13 protein-coding genes and 1 other RNA gene are annotated in these 15,309 nt (G+C 63.5%); 11 read left to right on the top strand and 3 right to left on the bottom strand.

Going from position 1 to position 15,309, the window contains the following annotated elements; genetic code table 11:
• Nucleotides 1-2: 2 nt before the first annotated feature.
• The 10 genes from JSS27_16650 to JSS27_16605 all read left to right on the top strand — a co-directional run bounded on the left by JSS27_16650 (nucleotide 3) and on the right by JSS27_16605 (nucleotide 10,403).
• Nucleotides 3-710, top strand: coding sequence for an ABC transporter ATP-binding protein (locus JSS27_16650; GenBank protein MBS0210575.1), 708 nt, complete (start codon nucleotides 3-5; stop codon nucleotides 708-710).
• Complete coding sequence (locus JSS27_16645) at nucleotides 707-4,228, top strand: FtsX-like permease family protein (protein ID MBS0210574.1); 3,522 nt, start codon at nucleotides 707-709, stop codon at nucleotides 4,226-4,228. Before JSS27_16650 ends, JSS27_16645 begins: the two co-directional genes overlap by 4 nt.
• Before the next feature lie 83 nt (nucleotides 4,229-4,311).
• Nucleotides 4,312-4,521, top strand: coding sequence for a hypothetical protein (locus tag JSS27_16640; protein MBS0210573.1), 210 nt, complete (start codon nucleotides 4,312-4,314; stop codon nucleotides 4,519-4,521).
• Nucleotides 4,518-4,916 carry a type II toxin-antitoxin system VapC family toxin gene (locus JSS27_16635; protein MBS0210572.1) on the top strand — a complete coding sequence of 133 codons (399 nt, stop codon included), beginning with the start codon at nucleotides 4,518-4,520 and terminating at the stop codon, nucleotides 4,914-4,916. The genes JSS27_16640 and JSS27_16635 overlap by 4 nt, the downstream gene beginning before the upstream one ends.
• A 274-nt stretch (nucleotides 4,917-5,190) precedes the next feature.
• Complete coding sequence (locus JSS27_16630; protein MBS0210571.1) at nucleotides 5,191-6,216, top strand: hypothetical protein; 1,026 nt, start codon at nucleotides 5,191-5,193, stop codon at nucleotides 6,214-6,216.
• 43 nt (nucleotides 6,217-6,259) lie between these two features.
• A complete protein-coding gene (locus JSS27_16625; protein MBS0210570.1) occupies nucleotides 6,260-6,616 on the top strand; it encodes an amidohydrolase in 357 nt (118 codons plus the stop codon).
• Complete coding sequence (locus JSS27_16620) at nucleotides 6,613-8,205, top strand: hypothetical protein (protein MBS0210569.1); 1,593 nt, start codon at nucleotides 6,613-6,615, stop codon at nucleotides 8,203-8,205. Before JSS27_16625 ends, JSS27_16620 begins: the two co-directional genes overlap by 4 nt.
• Nucleotides 8,206-8,244: 39 nt before the next feature.
• Complete coding sequence (locus tag JSS27_16615; GenBank protein ID MBS0210568.1) at nucleotides 8,245-8,877, top strand: CoA pyrophosphatase; 633 nt, start codon at nucleotides 8,245-8,247, stop codon at nucleotides 8,875-8,877.
• Nucleotides 8,878-8,913: 36 nt separating this feature from the next.
• Nucleotides 8,914-9,612: an HAD family phosphatase gene (locus tag JSS27_16610; GenBank protein MBS0210567.1), complete on the top strand. Its 699-nt coding sequence runs from the start codon at nucleotides 8,914-8,916 to the stop codon at nucleotides 9,610-9,612.
• Between the two features lie 47 nt (nucleotides 9,613-9,659).
• Nucleotides 9,660-10,403 (top strand): amino acid ABC transporter ATP-binding protein, encoded by a 744-nt coding sequence (locus JSS27_16605; protein ID MBS0210566.1) that lies wholly within the window; start codon nucleotides 9,660-9,662, stop codon nucleotides 10,401-10,403.
• Between the two features lie 43 nt (nucleotides 10,404-10,446).
• On the opposite strand, the gene JSS27_16600 is transcribed toward JSS27_16605, so the two are convergent.
• Nucleotides 10,447-12,240 carry an SLC13 family permease gene (locus JSS27_16600; GenBank protein MBS0210565.1) on the bottom strand — a complete coding sequence of 598 codons (1,794 nt, stop codon included), beginning with the start codon at nucleotides 12,238-12,240 and terminating at the stop codon, nucleotides 10,447-10,449.
• 592 nt (nucleotides 12,241-12,832) lie between these two features.
• On the opposite strand from JSS27_16600, the gene JSS27_16595 reads away from it, so the two are divergent.
• Complete coding sequence (locus tag JSS27_16595) at nucleotides 12,833-13,207, top strand: toxin-antitoxin system HicB family antitoxin (GenBank protein ID MBS0210564.1); 375 nt, start codon at nucleotides 12,833-12,835, stop codon at nucleotides 13,205-13,207.
• 176 nt (nucleotides 13,208-13,383) lie between these two features.
• Here the strand turns inward: JSS27_16595 and rnpB are convergent.
• Both rnpB and rsgA read right to left on the bottom strand, forming a co-directional pair.
• Nucleotides 13,384-13,889, bottom strand: an RNA gene (gene rnpB / locus JSS27_16590) — RNase P RNA component class A.
• A 243-nt stretch (nucleotides 13,890-14,132) separates the two neighbouring features.
• Nucleotides 14,133-15,272 (bottom strand): ribosome small subunit-dependent GTPase A, encoded by a 1,140-nt coding sequence (rsgA, locus tag JSS27_16585; GenBank protein ID MBS0210563.1) that lies wholly within the window; start codon nucleotides 15,270-15,272, stop codon nucleotides 14,133-14,135.
• Nucleotides 15,273-15,309: the final 37 nt, after the last annotated feature.

Raw genomic sequence — 15,309 nt, 5'->3', positions numbered from 1 at the left:
ATATGTCGGAACTTGTTGTCGATAAAATCACCAAGCAATACGTCACCCGGGCCGAACCGCTCGAGGTGCTGCGCGGGTGCTCGTTGAAACTGGCGCGGGGCGAAAACCTGGCCATCCTGGGCCCCAGCGGCTCGGGCAAGAGCACGCTGTTGCAAATCATCGGCACGCTCGATACTCCTACATCGGGCACGGTGCGGTTGGCGGGGGAAGACCCGTTCTCGCTCGACCCGACCGACCTGGCCAATTTCCGCAACCATCGGATCGGCTTCGTGTTTCAGGATCATCACCTGTTGCCGCAATGCACGGTGTACGAGAACGTGCTGCTTCCCACCTTGGCGTCGTCGGGGGCCACGCTCGAAGCGTGCCGGCACGCCGATATGTTGATCGAGCGAGTGGGGCTGTCGGCGCGGCGCGACCATCGGCCCGGGGAACTCTCGGGGGGCGAGCGCCAGCGCGCGGCCATCGCCCGGGCGCTGATCTGCAAACCCCTGTTGCTATTGGCGGACGAGCCGACCGGCAACTTGGATCACTCGACGGCCCAGGCAGTGGCCGACCTGCTGTTTACGTTGCAGCATGAGGAGCAGACGATGCTGATCGTCGTGACGCACAGCCTGGAACTGGCTACGCGATTCCAGCGCTCGGTAGAGCTCGATCAAGGCCGGCTTGTTGAGCGTCATCAGGCCGGAGCGGCGACGGAGACGGCGCGATGAGCCATGGCGCGCGCCCGCCCACGTTCGCGCGACTGGTGTTCGACAGCTTGCGCTATCACTGGCGCACTCAACTGGCCGTGGCGCTCGGCGCCGCGGTGGGAACCGCCGTGCTGGTCGGCGCGCTGTTGGTCGGCGACTCGGTGCGCGGCAGCTTGCGTCGGCTGACGCTCGATCGATTGGGGCGCGTCGACGCGGCGTTGGTGGCGCCACTGCTGTTTCGCCAAGACCTGGCCGACGAACTGGCCCACCGGGGTCAATTGCCCAGCGAGTATCGAGTGATCGCACCGGGGCTGATGATGGAAGCCAGCTTGGCTCAGCCGCGCGACGCGGCGAGCGAGGGCGTGCTGCGGGCGAATCGTGTCTCGCTTTTCGCCGTTGACCGCCGATTCTGGCAGTGCGACCTCGCGCCCCACGACGCGGCCAGCCGAGCCCTCGCGCCCAAGGAGATCCTGCTCAACCGCCCGCTGGCCGATCGGCTGCGTGTGAAAGCGGGAGATGATGTGTTGGTGCGACTGACGCCCCCCAGCGATGTACCGCGCGACAGCGCGCTGGGGCGTAAGACCGGCACGCTGAGAGAAATGCGCCTGCGCGTGCGCGCCGTGATCGCCGCCGAGGGGCTGGGGCGATTCAGCCTGCGGCCCGATCAATCGACGCCGCTGAACGCCTACATGAATTTGGCCGACTTACAGGCCGAGTTGAAGCGGCCGAATCGGATCAACATGTTGCTGGTCGCGGGGGACAACCCAAACAGCGTCCCCACGCCGGTGGCTCACAACGCCTTGCAGGCGGCACTGCGACCGACGATCGAGGACTTTGAACTGGAAGTCACGGCCAATCCGCTAGGGTTCTTCGTGATGTCGAGCCGGCGGATGATGCTCGCGCCGCCGGTCGAGACCGCCGCTGTCCGTGCGGCGGGTGAGCGAGCGACGCAGCCTGCGCTGACCTACTTGGCCAACACGATTGCGCCAGTGCGAGCGTTCAATCTCTGGTCGTCGAAGCTCTCGCGCTGGCAATTGCTCGCAATGAACGCGGCAATCTTCCCGCAAGGGGAAACGCCTTACTCGACGATCTCGGCGATCGACTTCCCGCCCAAGCCGCCACTGGGACCGCTGATCGATGTCGAAGGTCTGGCCATCGCGCCGTTGGCCGACGATGAAATCGTCCTCAACGACTGGGCCGCTCGCGACTTGCAGGTCGCGGTCGGCGACTCGATTCGGATCGACTATTTCGAGCCCGAGAGCACGCACGGCCTGCCGCGTGAGCGCAGCGCGATGTTTCGCCTGACGGGGATTGTCGCGTTGGCGGGGCGGGCGGCTGACCGCAGCTTGACGCCGGAACTTCCCGGCGTGACAGATAAAGAGTCGCTGCGAAATTGGGATCCGCCGTTTCCGTTCGACAACGAGCGAGTTCGCCCCAAGGACGAGCGCTATTGGAAGCAGTACCGCACCACGCCCAAGGCGTTCGTGTCGCTGGCGGCGGGGCGCAAACTGTGGGGTAGCCGCTTCGGCGATACGACGAGCGTGCGCGTCGCCCCGGCCAAGGGGGAAATGGCAAACGACGCGGCTGCCGAAAAGTTGGCCGAAGCGTGGAAGCCCGACCCGGTGGCCGCCGGGCTGGCCTTTCAACCGATCCGGGCCGAAGGGTTGGCCGCGTCGAGCGGCACCACGCCGTTTGAAGGACTGTTTCTCGGCTTCAGCATGTTCCTGATTATCTCGGCCGTGATGCTGGTGGCGTTGCTGTTCCGATTGGGAGTCGAGCAGCGCGCCGCCGAGATTGGCATTCTGTTGTCGATCGGCTGGACGCGCGGGCGCGTGCGCCGCTGGCTGCTGGTCGAGGGACTGGCCGTGGCGATGCTCGGCGGTTTCTTGGGCATTGGGCTCGGGCTGGGACACGCCTGGCTGATGTTGGCGGGCTTGCGCAATTGGTGGGTGGCGGCGGTGCGCGAGCCGTTCTTGCAACTGCACGTGACGAACCAGAGCTTGGCCGTGGGCTACCTGTGCGGCGTGATCGCGTCGCTGGTGGCGATTCTGTGGGGGTTGTGGCAGTTGCGACATACCACGGCCCGGCAACTGCTGGCTGGGATCGTCGTCGATCAGTCAGGACTTATTGCGCGGCGAAGCCGCTGGTCAATGGTGATGGCGCTCGTCGCCGGCGCCGGGGCGATCGCGTTGTCGGTGTTTGCCGGCAAGCTCTCGGGGCCGGCGCAGGCCGGCGCGTTCTTTGGCGCTGGATTTCTGATCCTGGTGGCGGCGCTGGCGCTGTTGTGGGCGCGGCTGGTGGCCGGAACCACCGGCGTACTGACCGGCACGGGGCCGATGGCGATGGTTCGCTTGGCGCTGCGCAACGGGACGCGCTTTCCCAGCCGGAGCGCTCTGACGATCGGATTGATGGCATCGGCTAGTTTCCTCATCCTGGCGATCAGCGCCTTTCGGCTCGATCCACCAACGGTAACGAGCGACAAGCACACCGGCTCCGGGGGCTTTGCCCTGCTGGCCGAAAGTGACCAGCCGATCTACCAGAACCTGAACGACGCTGACGAGCGGATCGAACTGGCGTTCTCCGACCGGGACGATCAACTACTCGACAAGGCTCACACCCGGTTCTTCCCACTGCGCGTCAACGCCGGCGACGACGCCAGTTGCTTGAACCTTTACCAGGTACGCCAGCCGCGCGTGCTGGGCGCGCCGGTGGCGCTGCGCGAGCAGGGCGGGTTTTCTTGGGCCGCAAGCGGCGGCGAAAACCCTTGGCTGGCCCTGGCGGCGACGGACGACCCGAAACACGCCGTGCCGGTGGTACTGGACCAGGCCACGGCGATTTACAGCCTGCACCTCAGTGGCAGCATCGGCGACCGGCTGACCATTACCGACGGTCGCGGCCAGCCGCTCGATCTGGTCGTCGTCGGGTTGCTGCAAAACAGCTTGCTGCAGGGCTCGCTGGTGATGAGCGAAGAGAATCTGCTGCGACACTTTCCCGATGTCTCGGGCTACAAGTATTTCCTGATCGACGTCGACGCGGCCGATCTCAAATCGGTGTCCGACTTGTTGAACCGACGGCTGGGCGACTATGGCTTTGACGTGCGGCCGACGGCCGACGTGCTGGCCGAGTTCTTTGCCGTGCAGAACACTTACTTGGAAACATTTCGCAGCCTGGGTGGCCTGGGGTTGCTGCTTGGCACGTTCGGTATGGCGGTTGTGCAGTTGCGCAGCATTTTGGAACGGCGACGCGAACTGGCGTTGATGCAGGCCGTCGGGTTCGCGCGCGGTCGGCTGGCCCAGATGGTCCTGTTCGAGAACACCGCGCTGTTGGTCACGGGGTTGCTGGTCGGAACCTTGGCGGCCCTGGTGGCGTTCTTGCCACACCTGGGCGTGGGGCACGGCGCCGTCGGCGCGGCAGGTGTCCCCTGGCAGTCGATGGCCGTCACCATCGGAGGCGTTCTAGCCGTCGGCACCTTGGCCAGTCTGTCAGCGGTGCGAGCGGTGCTGGTCACACCTGTGCTGGATGGGTTAAGGGCGGAATGAGGGAAATGCGACAAAGGTCTGATTTGTTAGTGACGTACGTGCTGATATGTTGATTTCTGCAACCCATAGCCGATAATGGAGACATGGCAACTGCATCTGATATTGAATCCGATCGCGAAGAGCTTTACCGAGCTATCCGTGAGCATCGCCGTCCCGATCCCGAAGTTGCGCGGCGTGTTCACGAGCGCGCCGAGAAAGTCCGTGAGGAAATCCTGCGCCTTCACGGAGTCCAAAACATTGGCACGGACATCATCCGCGAGTTTCGTGACGCCGAACTGCCTGCTGACGTATGAAAATCGTAGACGCCAGCGTCGGCTTCAAATGGCTCGTGCCTGAGCAAGACTCTGACAAGGCATTCTCGCTGCAAGCCGAAGAACTTCACGCGCCCGACTTTTTCCCCGTTGAGGTCACGAACGCCATCCACGTTTCGGCACTTCGTGGCCGAGTAGTCGACGCTCAGTTGCTATTGGATGATCTGATCCCACGGATGCCAATCCTGCATTCGTCGGCCGACTTGCTAACACGGTCGTTGGAAATTGCCACCCAGTTTCGTCGCAGCATCTACGATTCGCTGTATGTCGCCCTCGCCGAGCGCGAACAATGCCAACTGGTGACGGCTGACCAGAAACTCTTGAACAGTTTGCGCGGCCATTTTACTTTCATCGTGGATCTGGCGTCGCTGCCGTAGCAAGCTAAAGCTAGTCGCGCCGTTCACTTTGCGCCCGGTACTGAGAAATCTAGGGCCGAACGCACCCTTTATCAGCACTGATCTACTTCCCCCTAAACCCCCTCTCATCGCGTCTTCTTCCGGGTCTTCTCCGTGCTTACCTCCGCGTCTCCGTGCTTCCGTGGCAAGTCTTCTCCGGTGAATCCCCAGGCCCTCAACACCGCCGGGCTGGGCGACTATACTGCCGATCTACCGCAACGTGCCCGATGAACGCCCGCCGAGGAGCAACGACCCGATGGCCAATTTCTTTTTAAGGCTTGCCGCGATTGCGCTCACCGCTTTCTCGTGGGGCGTCTACGGCCCGTTGCTGCGGCAAGGGCGTGATGGGGTGGGCGGACACCTGGTGCAATTCATCTGCGTCGGCCTGGCCTACTTTATCATCGCGGTCATCGTTCCGTTGGCGCTATTGCAAACGCGCGGCGAAAAAGGAACGTGGACGGCCAGCGGGCTGATTTGGAGCCTGGCCGGTGGCATGGCCGGCGCGGTCGGTGCGCTAGGAGTGATTCTGGCGTTCGAGGCCGGCGGCAGCCCGTTCTATGTCATGCCGCTGGTGTTTGGCACCGCGCCGGTGGTAAATACGATCGTCTCGATGGGCATGTCCAAAACATTTCGCGACGCAAATCCGATCTTCTACGCCGGCATCATCCTGGTGATCGCCGGGGCCAGCCTGGTGCTGTTGTTCAACCCGGCCGCCAATCCGAACGCGGCGGCGAAATCGATCTTCTCCTTGGACCAGATCAAGGTGCTGGCCAGCATCGCACTCACCGGCCTGTGCTGGGGCGCTTATGGCCCGGTGTTGCACAAGGGTCAGGCCGCCATGGCTGGCAGCCGACTGCGGCCGCTGCTGTGCGTGGGGATCGCGTATTTTCTGGTCGCGGTGATCGTGCCGGTGATCATGATGAGCACCGGCATCTCGCACGAGTCGTTCGCCAGCGACCAGCCCGGCTTCTGGCCGGCGATCTTCTGGAGCTTGGGCGGCGGCGCGGCCGGCGCGCTCGGTGCGCTGGGGATCATCCTGGCGTTCAACTACGGCGGCAAGCCGGTCGTCGTCATGCCGGTGGTGTTTGGATGCGCACCCGTGGTCAATACATTGACGTCAACGCTGGCGTCGTCCACGCCAGTCACGCTTTCGACCTGGTTCTGTGCCGGCCTGGTGGTCGTCGTGGCCGGCGCCGTCACGGTGCTGGTCTTTGCACCCAAGCCCAAGGGTGGCCACGGCCCCGCGCCGACGCCTGCGCCAAGTCCGTCGTTGGCCAAGTAATAGCCAGTTCCGTCGTTTTGCTCGTGTCGGTGGGTAGCACGCCATGACCGATCTCGAACTGATGCAAGCGCTCGACCGGCAGCTCAGCCATGTCTGGCTGGTGCGCACCTTCCTGAAGCATTCGGAAGAGATGGAAGAGAGCGATGAGCTACCCGAGGTGGTGCGCGAGCTATACGACTATTGCCTGGCGGTGGGACCGGCGCTCAAGAACAACGACCCCGTCGAATACCTGAAGGTGGCCCGCAAGAAGCTCAGCCGCTTGCAACGCTCGGTTGAGCAATACGAAGAAATCCTGCCGAATGTTTCGACCCACACCAATTTCAAGATGGCGCTCCAGTCGCTGCGCGTGGCCGTTGAAGAAATCGCCCGGCTGCTGGCCCCAGCGCCGGCCGTCCCATGAGCGGCCCGCCGAGCGGCGCCGATGCTGCGCCGCGGCCCCGGCGCGCGTCGCGAATCTGTTGGCGTTCGTTGCTGGAATTTGTCCTGTTGGTCGGGGTGTTCGCGCTCGAAGCAAGCTGGCTGCCGCCGGACCCGAACGAAGCGCATTATCTTTGTAAGGCCCGGCACTTCTGGCAGCCCGACTGGTGCGGGCGTGATTTCTTTCTCGACTCGTCCGATTCGCATGCCACGTTTTATTTCACCCTTGGCTGGCTGACGACGTTGATGTCGTTGGAACAGGCGGCGTGGACCGGGCGATTGCTCACCTGGCTGGCGCTGGCCTGGGGCTGGCAGCGGCTGGGTCACGCCCTGTTTCGCCGACCCCTGTGGACGGTGCTGGCCGCGGGGGGGGCCGTGGCGCTCAACTCGCGATTTCACGAAGCGGGCGAATGGTTCGTCGGCGGCTTCGAGGCCAAGAGCTTCGCGTACGCACTCGTTTTCTCGTCGCTGGCCCGCGGCGTGCGCGGACAATGGAACCTGGCGTTCTTGCTCTCGGGCGCGGCGGCGGGCGTCCACGTCCTGGTCGGTGGCTGGGCGACGCTGGCGTTGATGTTCGCTTGGGTAATAACACCGACCGCGCCGCGACTGCGCGAAATCATGCCCGGCCTGATCGGCGGTGGAATCTTTTCGCTGCCGGGAGTGATCTCGGGCGTCTGGTTGAGCCGTGGTGTCGGTGCCGGCTTGCTGGCACAAGCGAGCGAGATTTACGTCTATCAGCGGCTGCCCCACCACTTGTGGCCGGCCGGCTTCACGCCGCACGGTCTCGAACGATTCGCACTCTTGAGTTGTGTCTGGCTGGCGACGGCGGCATTGCTGCGAGTGGGGCCCGGCGAGCGCGTGCTGCGCCGGTTTGTATTCGGCGCGCTGCTGATTGCCGTGATCGGCGGGTTGATCAGCCTGATTGCTCCGTCCCATCCAGCCCAAGCGGCGAACATGCTGCGTTATTACTGGTTCCGACTGGCCGACGTGGCGATTCCAGTCGGCGTGTCGATCACGGCGGTGTCGTGGCTGGCGCGTGGACGGCGGATCGCGGCGCTACGCTCGCGCACCCAATGGGCCGTGGCGTTGATCGTCGTGCTGGTGGTGTTGCACTTTGGCCTGCTGTCGCGCGATCGCCGAGCGCTGGGCGTCCCGCGGGCCGATGGCCCGGGCAAGGTGTGGGACTATGGCGATTGGCGCGAGGCCTGCGCTTGGGCCAAACAGAACACCGCGCCGACGGCGTTGTTCCTGACGCCGCGCGCGTCGCAGACGTTCAAGTGGTACGCGGAGCGCGGCGAGGTGGTCACTTGGAAAGACGTGCCCCAGCACGCCGGCGAGATCATCGCCTGGTGGCAGCGAATGCTCGACGTGTTTGGCACCGGCAACACGTCAGGTCCGCGGTTCTATTCGGCGCTGGCCGACACCAGCGCGGCCCACGTCCAGCGCGTGGCTCGGCATTACGGGGCCGACTACGTGTTGACCGCGGCCGAGCCGCCCCTTGCTCTGCCGTGCGTGTATCAGAATAATTCCTACGCGATTTACGATCTGCGGCGCGCCGAGTCTGCCAAGTAATTGGGCTCGGCACGCTACTTTGTTGCAAAGCGAGTTGCCTTGCCCAACGATCTGCCGGCGGAACTTGCGCGTCGAATCGCGGCCGGACTGCCCGGGCCAGCGGTCCAAGCGGCGTATGCGCCGACGATGAGTTATGGCCGACACTTTGACAGGCCGGCGCACGATGCGCGCCGCGCGGCCGTCGTCGCGCTGTTGTATCCGCACCTGGGGGCCTGGCATTTGCCGCTGGTGGTCCGCGCCGAAACGCTCGCGCACCATGCCGGCCAGGTGAGCCTGCCCGGCGGACATATCGAGCCGGGCGAGACGAGCGATCAGGCGGCGCTGAGAGAACTCGAAGAAGAACTCGGCGTGCCGCGCGCCGAGGTCAAGCTGCTTGGGCCGCTGTCGCCGGTGTATGTCTTTTCGAGCAACTTCGACATGCAGCCCTGGCTGGCCGTGGTCGATCGACGGATCGACATGCGTCCCGAGCCGAGCGAGGTTTCGCGGCTGATCGAATTGCCGCTGGCGGCGCTGCTCGACCGGGGCAACTATGGCAGCCACGAGCGCCGACGGGGCGAATTTGGTTTCACCGTGCCTCATTTGTCGTGGCAGCAGGACCACATCTGGGGGGCCACGCTGCTGGTCCTTGGCGAATTGGCGGCGATTTGCGACGATCTGTTATCGCCGGTTTGATCACACTTCTGTCCTCACGAGGAAATGCTGGTTCGCATGACGGTCAACGATTCGCCAATTGGTTCGCGGCCGCGTCGGATTCGCGCCGTGGTCTTCGACCTCGACGGCTTGATGTTCAATACCGAGGATTTGTACCAGGGGGTCGGGACCGAGTTGCTGCGCCGCCGCGATCGCGACTTTCCGCCCGAGCTGCTCGACCGGATGATGGGGCGGCCAGGGCGCGTGTCGCTGCAGATCATGATCGACTGGCATCAGCTTACGGACACCGTCGAACAGTTGCAGTTGGAGACCGAGCAAATCTTCGAGGGGATCCTCGACACCAAGCTCGCCACCATGCCCGGCTTGATCGAGTTGCTGGCGTCGCTTGAAGCGGTGGGCATCCCCAAAGCGATCGCCACCAGCAGCGGCCGCCGCTTCGCTACCAACGTGCTGGGCAAGTTCACGCTCGAGCCGCGATTCAGTTTTGTGATGACCTCCGAAGATGTCACCGACGGCAAGCCGCACCCGGAGATTTACCTGAAAGCCGCCCATCGACTGCAAATCGCGCCGCACCAGATGATGGTCCTCGAAGACAGTCAAAATGGCTGTCGCGCCGCCGTGGCAGCCGGAGCGGTGGCCGTCGCGGTGCCCGGCGGGCACAGTCTGCGGCATGATTTCGCCGGCGCGATGCTGGTGGCCGACAGTCTGGCCGATCACCGGATTTACGAATTGCTCGAGATTCCGCGCACCTCGTAAAACATTCGGGAGCTTGAGGCCCAATGAGCGATAATGCGAACGACGTGCTGATCGACATTCGGGGCGTCTGCAAGCGGTTTGGCCCGCGCGTCATCTTGGACGATGTCAGCCTGTCGATCCGGCAAGGCGAGACCGTGGCCCTGATTGGCCCCAGCGGCGGCGGCAAGAGCACGCTGCTACGCTGCATCAACGGACTGAACACGCTCGACCAAGGCGAGGTCCGCGTTGGACCGCACTCGCTCGCGCCGAATGGCTCGGGCCGGGGCAACGGCCGCGCCACTCGTGATGTCCGCCGGCTGGTCGGCATGGTGTTCCAGGATTTCCAGTTGTTCCCACATTTGACGGCGATCGAGAACGTGGTGCTGGGGCCAATGCGCGTGCTGGGGCGTTCCAATGCCGAGGCCCGCAGGGCCGGCCAGCAACTGCTCGACCGCGTGGGGCTGGGGGACCGTTGTGATGCTTATCCGCAGCAACTGTCAGGCGGCCAGAAGCAACGGGTGGCGATTGCCCGAGCGCTGGCCATGCAGCCCCAGGCACTGCTTTGCGACGAGATTACCAGCGCCCTGGACCCCGAGCTGAAGTACGAAGTACTCGAAGTGCTCACCAATCTAAAGCGCGAAGGGATGACGCTAGTTGTGGTGACCCACGAGATCGGCTTTGCCCGGCGCGCGGCCGATCGGGTGTTCGTCCTGTGCGGCGGTCGTGTGATCGAAGAAGGTCCGCCTTGCGACGTGATCGACGCCCCGCGTGCCCAACGGACGCAAGAGTTCTTGCGCAACGTGCTGGCGTAATGACTTGCCTTTAGCCCCCGGTCAATGACCGGAGGCTTTGTGGCTAGAATGGCCAAACGAATGGCGTGACGGCCACGGTGACGATCATGATCAAAATGTCAAGCGGCACGCCAATCTTCACGTAGTCGCTGAAGCGATAACCGCCGGGACCGTAGACCATCAGGTTCGTCTGATACCCGATCGGCGTGGCGAACCCGGCGCTGGCGGCCATCATGATTACGATCACAAACGGCATTGGACTGACGTTCAATTTCTCGGCCGTGGCCATCGCGAACGGAAACATCAGCGCCGCCGCGGCGTTGTTGGTGATTAGCTCGGTAACGACTAGCGTGATCAGGTAGACGATCCCCAGCGTTACCCAAGGCTGTTCGCCGGCCAGGTCGATCATCCGCGTGGCGATGATCTCGGCGGCGTTCGTCGTATCGAGTGCCTTGCCCAAGGCGAACGAGGCGGCAATCGCCAGCAGCGTTTCCAGGTCGATGCTCCGCCGCGCCGCGCTGATCGAGCAGCACCGCGTCAGGATCATCAGGGCCGAAGCCAGTAGGCCCGCCTTCAACATGCTCATCCAGCCCAGCCCGACGACGACCACCATCGCCACCAGGATGGCCAGCGCGAGGGGCGCCCGATCGTGCCGCGGCGGGTTGGAATCCTCCAATCGGCTGACCAGGAAGAAGTCGCGCCGGTTCTTATGCTCTTCGACGAATGACGGCGAGCTTTCCATCAGCAAGGTGTCACCCGGTTGCAGGACGATGTCGCCGACCTTTTGCTTCAGGCGCTCACCATTGCGAGCCACGGCCAGAATGGCCGCGTTATAGCGCGAGCGAAACCGGCCGTCGCGAATCGTCTGGCCCACCAGAGGGCAGGTGTCCGACACCACCGCCTCAGTCAAACACCGACTGCTGCGTGGCTCGCTCAGCTTGAACACCTGGTCAGTGGCGGGCTGCAAGCCGCGCAGGCGCTGCAGATCGACCACCGACTCGACGATGCCCACAAACACCAGCCGGTCGCCACCGTATAGCGTCTCGTCGGGCGAGACGGCAGGCAGGATGCGCCCACCGCGATCGATCTCGGCCAAGAACACTCCCGGCAAGTGACGCAGGCCGGCTTGTTCGATCGTCTGGCCAATCAAGGGGCTGTCCTGCGGGACCATCATTTCGATGGTGTACTGCCGCGGGTCGTCCAGTTCGCTCAACGCGGGTTGGCGATCGGGAAGAATCTTGGAGCCGAGAATCAGGAAGACGCCACCGATGAGTGCGGCCGGCACGCCGACCCAAGTGATATCGAACATGCCCAGGTAGTGGGCCCCGGCCCGGGCCGCCTCGGGAAGACTGTCGTTATGCTTCCGCAGCAATCCTTCGACGACCAAGTTGGTGCTGGTGCCGATCAGGGTGCAAGTCCCCCCCAGGATGGCGGCGTAGCTCAACGGGATCATCAGTTTGGACGGCGAGACCCGATTTTTCTTGCACCAGTCGCTGACCACTGGAATGAGCATGGCCACCAGGGGCGTATTGTTGACAAAGGCGCTCATCACCGTGGTCGGCACCACCAGCCGGGCGACGGCCTCGGTCGAAGTTTTAGGACGCCCCAAGGTGCGATGGGCGATCCAGTCGATGCCGCCGGTTTCGCGCACCGCGGCACTGACGATGTACAGAACCGCGACGGTCACCATCCCTTCGTTGGCCAACCCGTCAAGGGCTTGCTGGCTGGTGAGGATGCCCAGAGCTAGCAGCACGGTGACCGCGCCGATTAGGACGATGTCGGCCTTGGCCCGGGGTGACATCAGCAGAACCAGCACGCCCCCCACCACGGCCAGGGTCACCAGGGCCTTCCATTCCAAATCGCCTGCGGCGAATAGTACGTCCATGCGACTCACACCTTGATGTTCGGTCCAATACTCCGGTTTCGGTGGCTTCTCGGAGCGTCCTGCGAGGCCGGCCCACCGGTGACAGCGTCGCCGGTGAGACGACGACCAGCGGTGACCCGTCATGGGGAGAACCGGCTGGATTTGCCCGCCAGTTTTTCGCCCCAAAAAGCCGAGAAGTTTTTAGCTCGCTCCTCATTTCGCGCACGCGAGCAAGGCCACATTAAGCGCGCTAACGCTTATCGTGTCCAGACTTGGCGCAACGCCAAGAAAACTCGGCGCGGTCGACAAACTTTACCAAAGCCCCAGTCCAGCCCCAACGGGGCCAGCCAATGGACACTTGGGAAAGTTTACTTTTGGCTATTGCCTAGCGAACAGGCAATCGATCTCGTGCCCCAATTCGGGCAGGACCGTGCATTTTTTAAGCACGCTGGCAAAATCGCTGTAAGTCTCAAGCTTGCAACGATATCGATGCTGCCCTTGACTTGATTGCAAAGATCAACGTATATGACGGCGACCGTGGTGTCGTCGAAAAGGACTTCGGCTATTGAAATTGGAGGAGGAGATCATGGGTGAACGGGAACAAGAGGTCATGCGCAAGGCTCAAGAGCTGTGCCAACAATCGCCTGACTGGGTGACTTTTTTCCGGTCGGTGTTGGGTGTCGGCGGAGTGGTGCGCGAGACCTTCAAAACCCCGGAAGAGCTGGCCACGTTCGAGCGGACCACTGAGTATGCCGAGCTGCAGCTCATGATGGCCCGGCTGCGCGAGCGGGGTGACGATGCGTCGAGCAAGGAGCCGACCCGCGTCATTACCGTCCGGCTGCCACAAAGCTTGCACGAATCGCTCCGGCTCGAGGCCCACGAGCGCCGCACCAGCATGAACAAGCTGTGCATTTCGAAGTTGCTCCAGTTGATCGACAATCAACTGGTGCCGGTCGAATAAGGATGTCGGCGGGCTCCTCTCGGGGGGTCTGCTATTACCGGGCCCTGTGGGGCTTGGTTCAATGAGCCGTGGTCCTGACCCCCGGCCGGCCGACGGCCGGGGGTCGCCATCGGCCACCGCGCCATGGACGGCGCATTTTCATCTTGCGCTAGAGCAGCCAGGTTGCGAAAAAAGAGAGTCGGAGCGGGCCTGTAAGCCGGGTTCTGTTCCGCGACCGATTGGCTTGCGCGCTGAAAGCTGGGGCTTGCTCCGCTAGCATGTTGCCACGGCGCTGAACCCTGGGCCTTCGTTGCCGCGCAGACCAATCGGCCGCGGCGACGATCATTTCTCTACGAAGCCGATTGCTCGGCTTCTTTAGCAGCCTACCCGAAGGTGGTGACCGATCGGGCCGATCGGCGCCGCGCGGTTTCCCAGCGGCTTCCCTTCTGTTTGGCTTTGCTCCCTGTGGGGTTTACCTAGCCAAGCTGGTCACCCAACCTGCTGGTGAGCTCTTACCTCACCGTTTCACCCTTACCTCGGGCCGACAACTCTGGCGAGTCGCCGGTCGAGGCGGTTTGCTTTCTGTTGCACTTTCCCGGGTCTCGCGACCGGTGGACGTTATCCACCACAGTGCCCTGGGGAGCCCGGACTTTCCTCCCGCTCGGCTGTTGCCAACCGAGCCAGCGATCGCCCAGCCCACTCCGACTCTTTGATCCAGCATACTCAATCGAGAGCGGACAAACCACGACCACACGACGTGGCGGAAGGGGCGGTTTGAACCGCAAAGGCGCAGAAGCCACGGGGAGGACGTGGGGGTGGGGAATAAGAGATACGAGAGGGGAGTGTGGAAAGTGGCGGGATGCACGCTTGCGGTTTAGCCGCAGGGCCAGAGGCCCGCGCGCCAGCGCCCTCTATGCATCACTCATCACTGCACACTCATCATTTCCTACTCCAGATTCCCTTCCCGAATCTGGCAGTAGCTTTCGTAACGCCGCGCGTCGAGCCAGCCGTCGGCCACTCCATTCTTCACGGCGCAGTCCGCTTCGTGTGTGTGCGAACAATCGGGAAACCGGCACAGGCCGACCAGTGGTCGTAAGTCGCGATACCAGTTGCCGACCTCCTCGGGCACGACGTCCCATAGTTGAAACTGCCGCAGGCCCGGTGTATCGACGACCCAGCCCCCTTGTTGCAAGCGAATCACCTGGGCCGTGGTCGTGGTGTGACGCCCTTTCTCCGTTTCGCGACTGACCGCCGAGACCCGCAGCGCCAGCCCGGGCTCGATGGCATTCAACAGCGACGATTTGCCGACGCCGCTTTGGCCAGAGAAAACCGTTTGTCGTCCCGCCAGCCGGCGACGAAGCGGTTCGATGCCGACACCGGTTCGGGCGCTGGCCAGAATGACCGTGTATCCCATCCGGCTGTACGCCCCAATCAGCGGTTGCAGGTCGATCGGGTCGATCAGGTCGGTTTTGTTCAAGCAGATCACCGGTTCGATCCGGTTTTGTTCGGCGCTCACCAGAAAGCGATCGATCAGGTTGGGCTTCAATCGCGGCTCGGCGGCGCTGCTGACGATGATCAACTGGTCGACGTTGGTGACGATGATATGCTGGCGACCGCGGCTGGCGCGGCTGAGCACGCCGTGGCGTGGCTCGACGCGCTCGATGATCCCCGCGGCGGCCCCTTCGGTGCGAAACAGAACCACGTCCCCCGACGCCACCACATGCCGTTGGCCGGTTGACAGAGTTTTGAGGATTCGCCGCGTGGCACATTCAAACCGGCGGCCGTCGTCGGTTTCGACGGTGCTGGTCAGGCCATAGACGCTGACCACCCGGCCCCTCAGACAGGACTTCTCGTCGACGGCCAGGACCATTTCAAAGCCGGCCGCCCCGGCGTCGGCGGCTTCGTCGGCCAGCACGGTGCGGCGGCGGGTCAGTTCCCCTTTGCCGCTGATCCGCTCATCGCGCGGCAGATCATCGGCGGCCGTCGGCTCGGTCGGCTCGTATTGCCGCGTAAACTCGTTGCGGCGAGTGCGCGGCGCGCGATTCTTACGAAAGTCGGTGCGGATCGGCTTCTTCTTACGGCTCATCGCGGTTCAGTGTAACATAACGCCCTGGCGGCTTCAC

Source organism: Planctomycetota bacterium (assembly GCA_018242585.1).
Lineage (GTDB): Bacteria > Planctomycetota > Planctomycetia > Pirellulales > PNKZ01 > JAFEBQ01.
The sequence above is the reverse complement of the archived record's forward strand: the minus strand, read 5'-3'. Positions and strand labels throughout refer to the sequence as shown.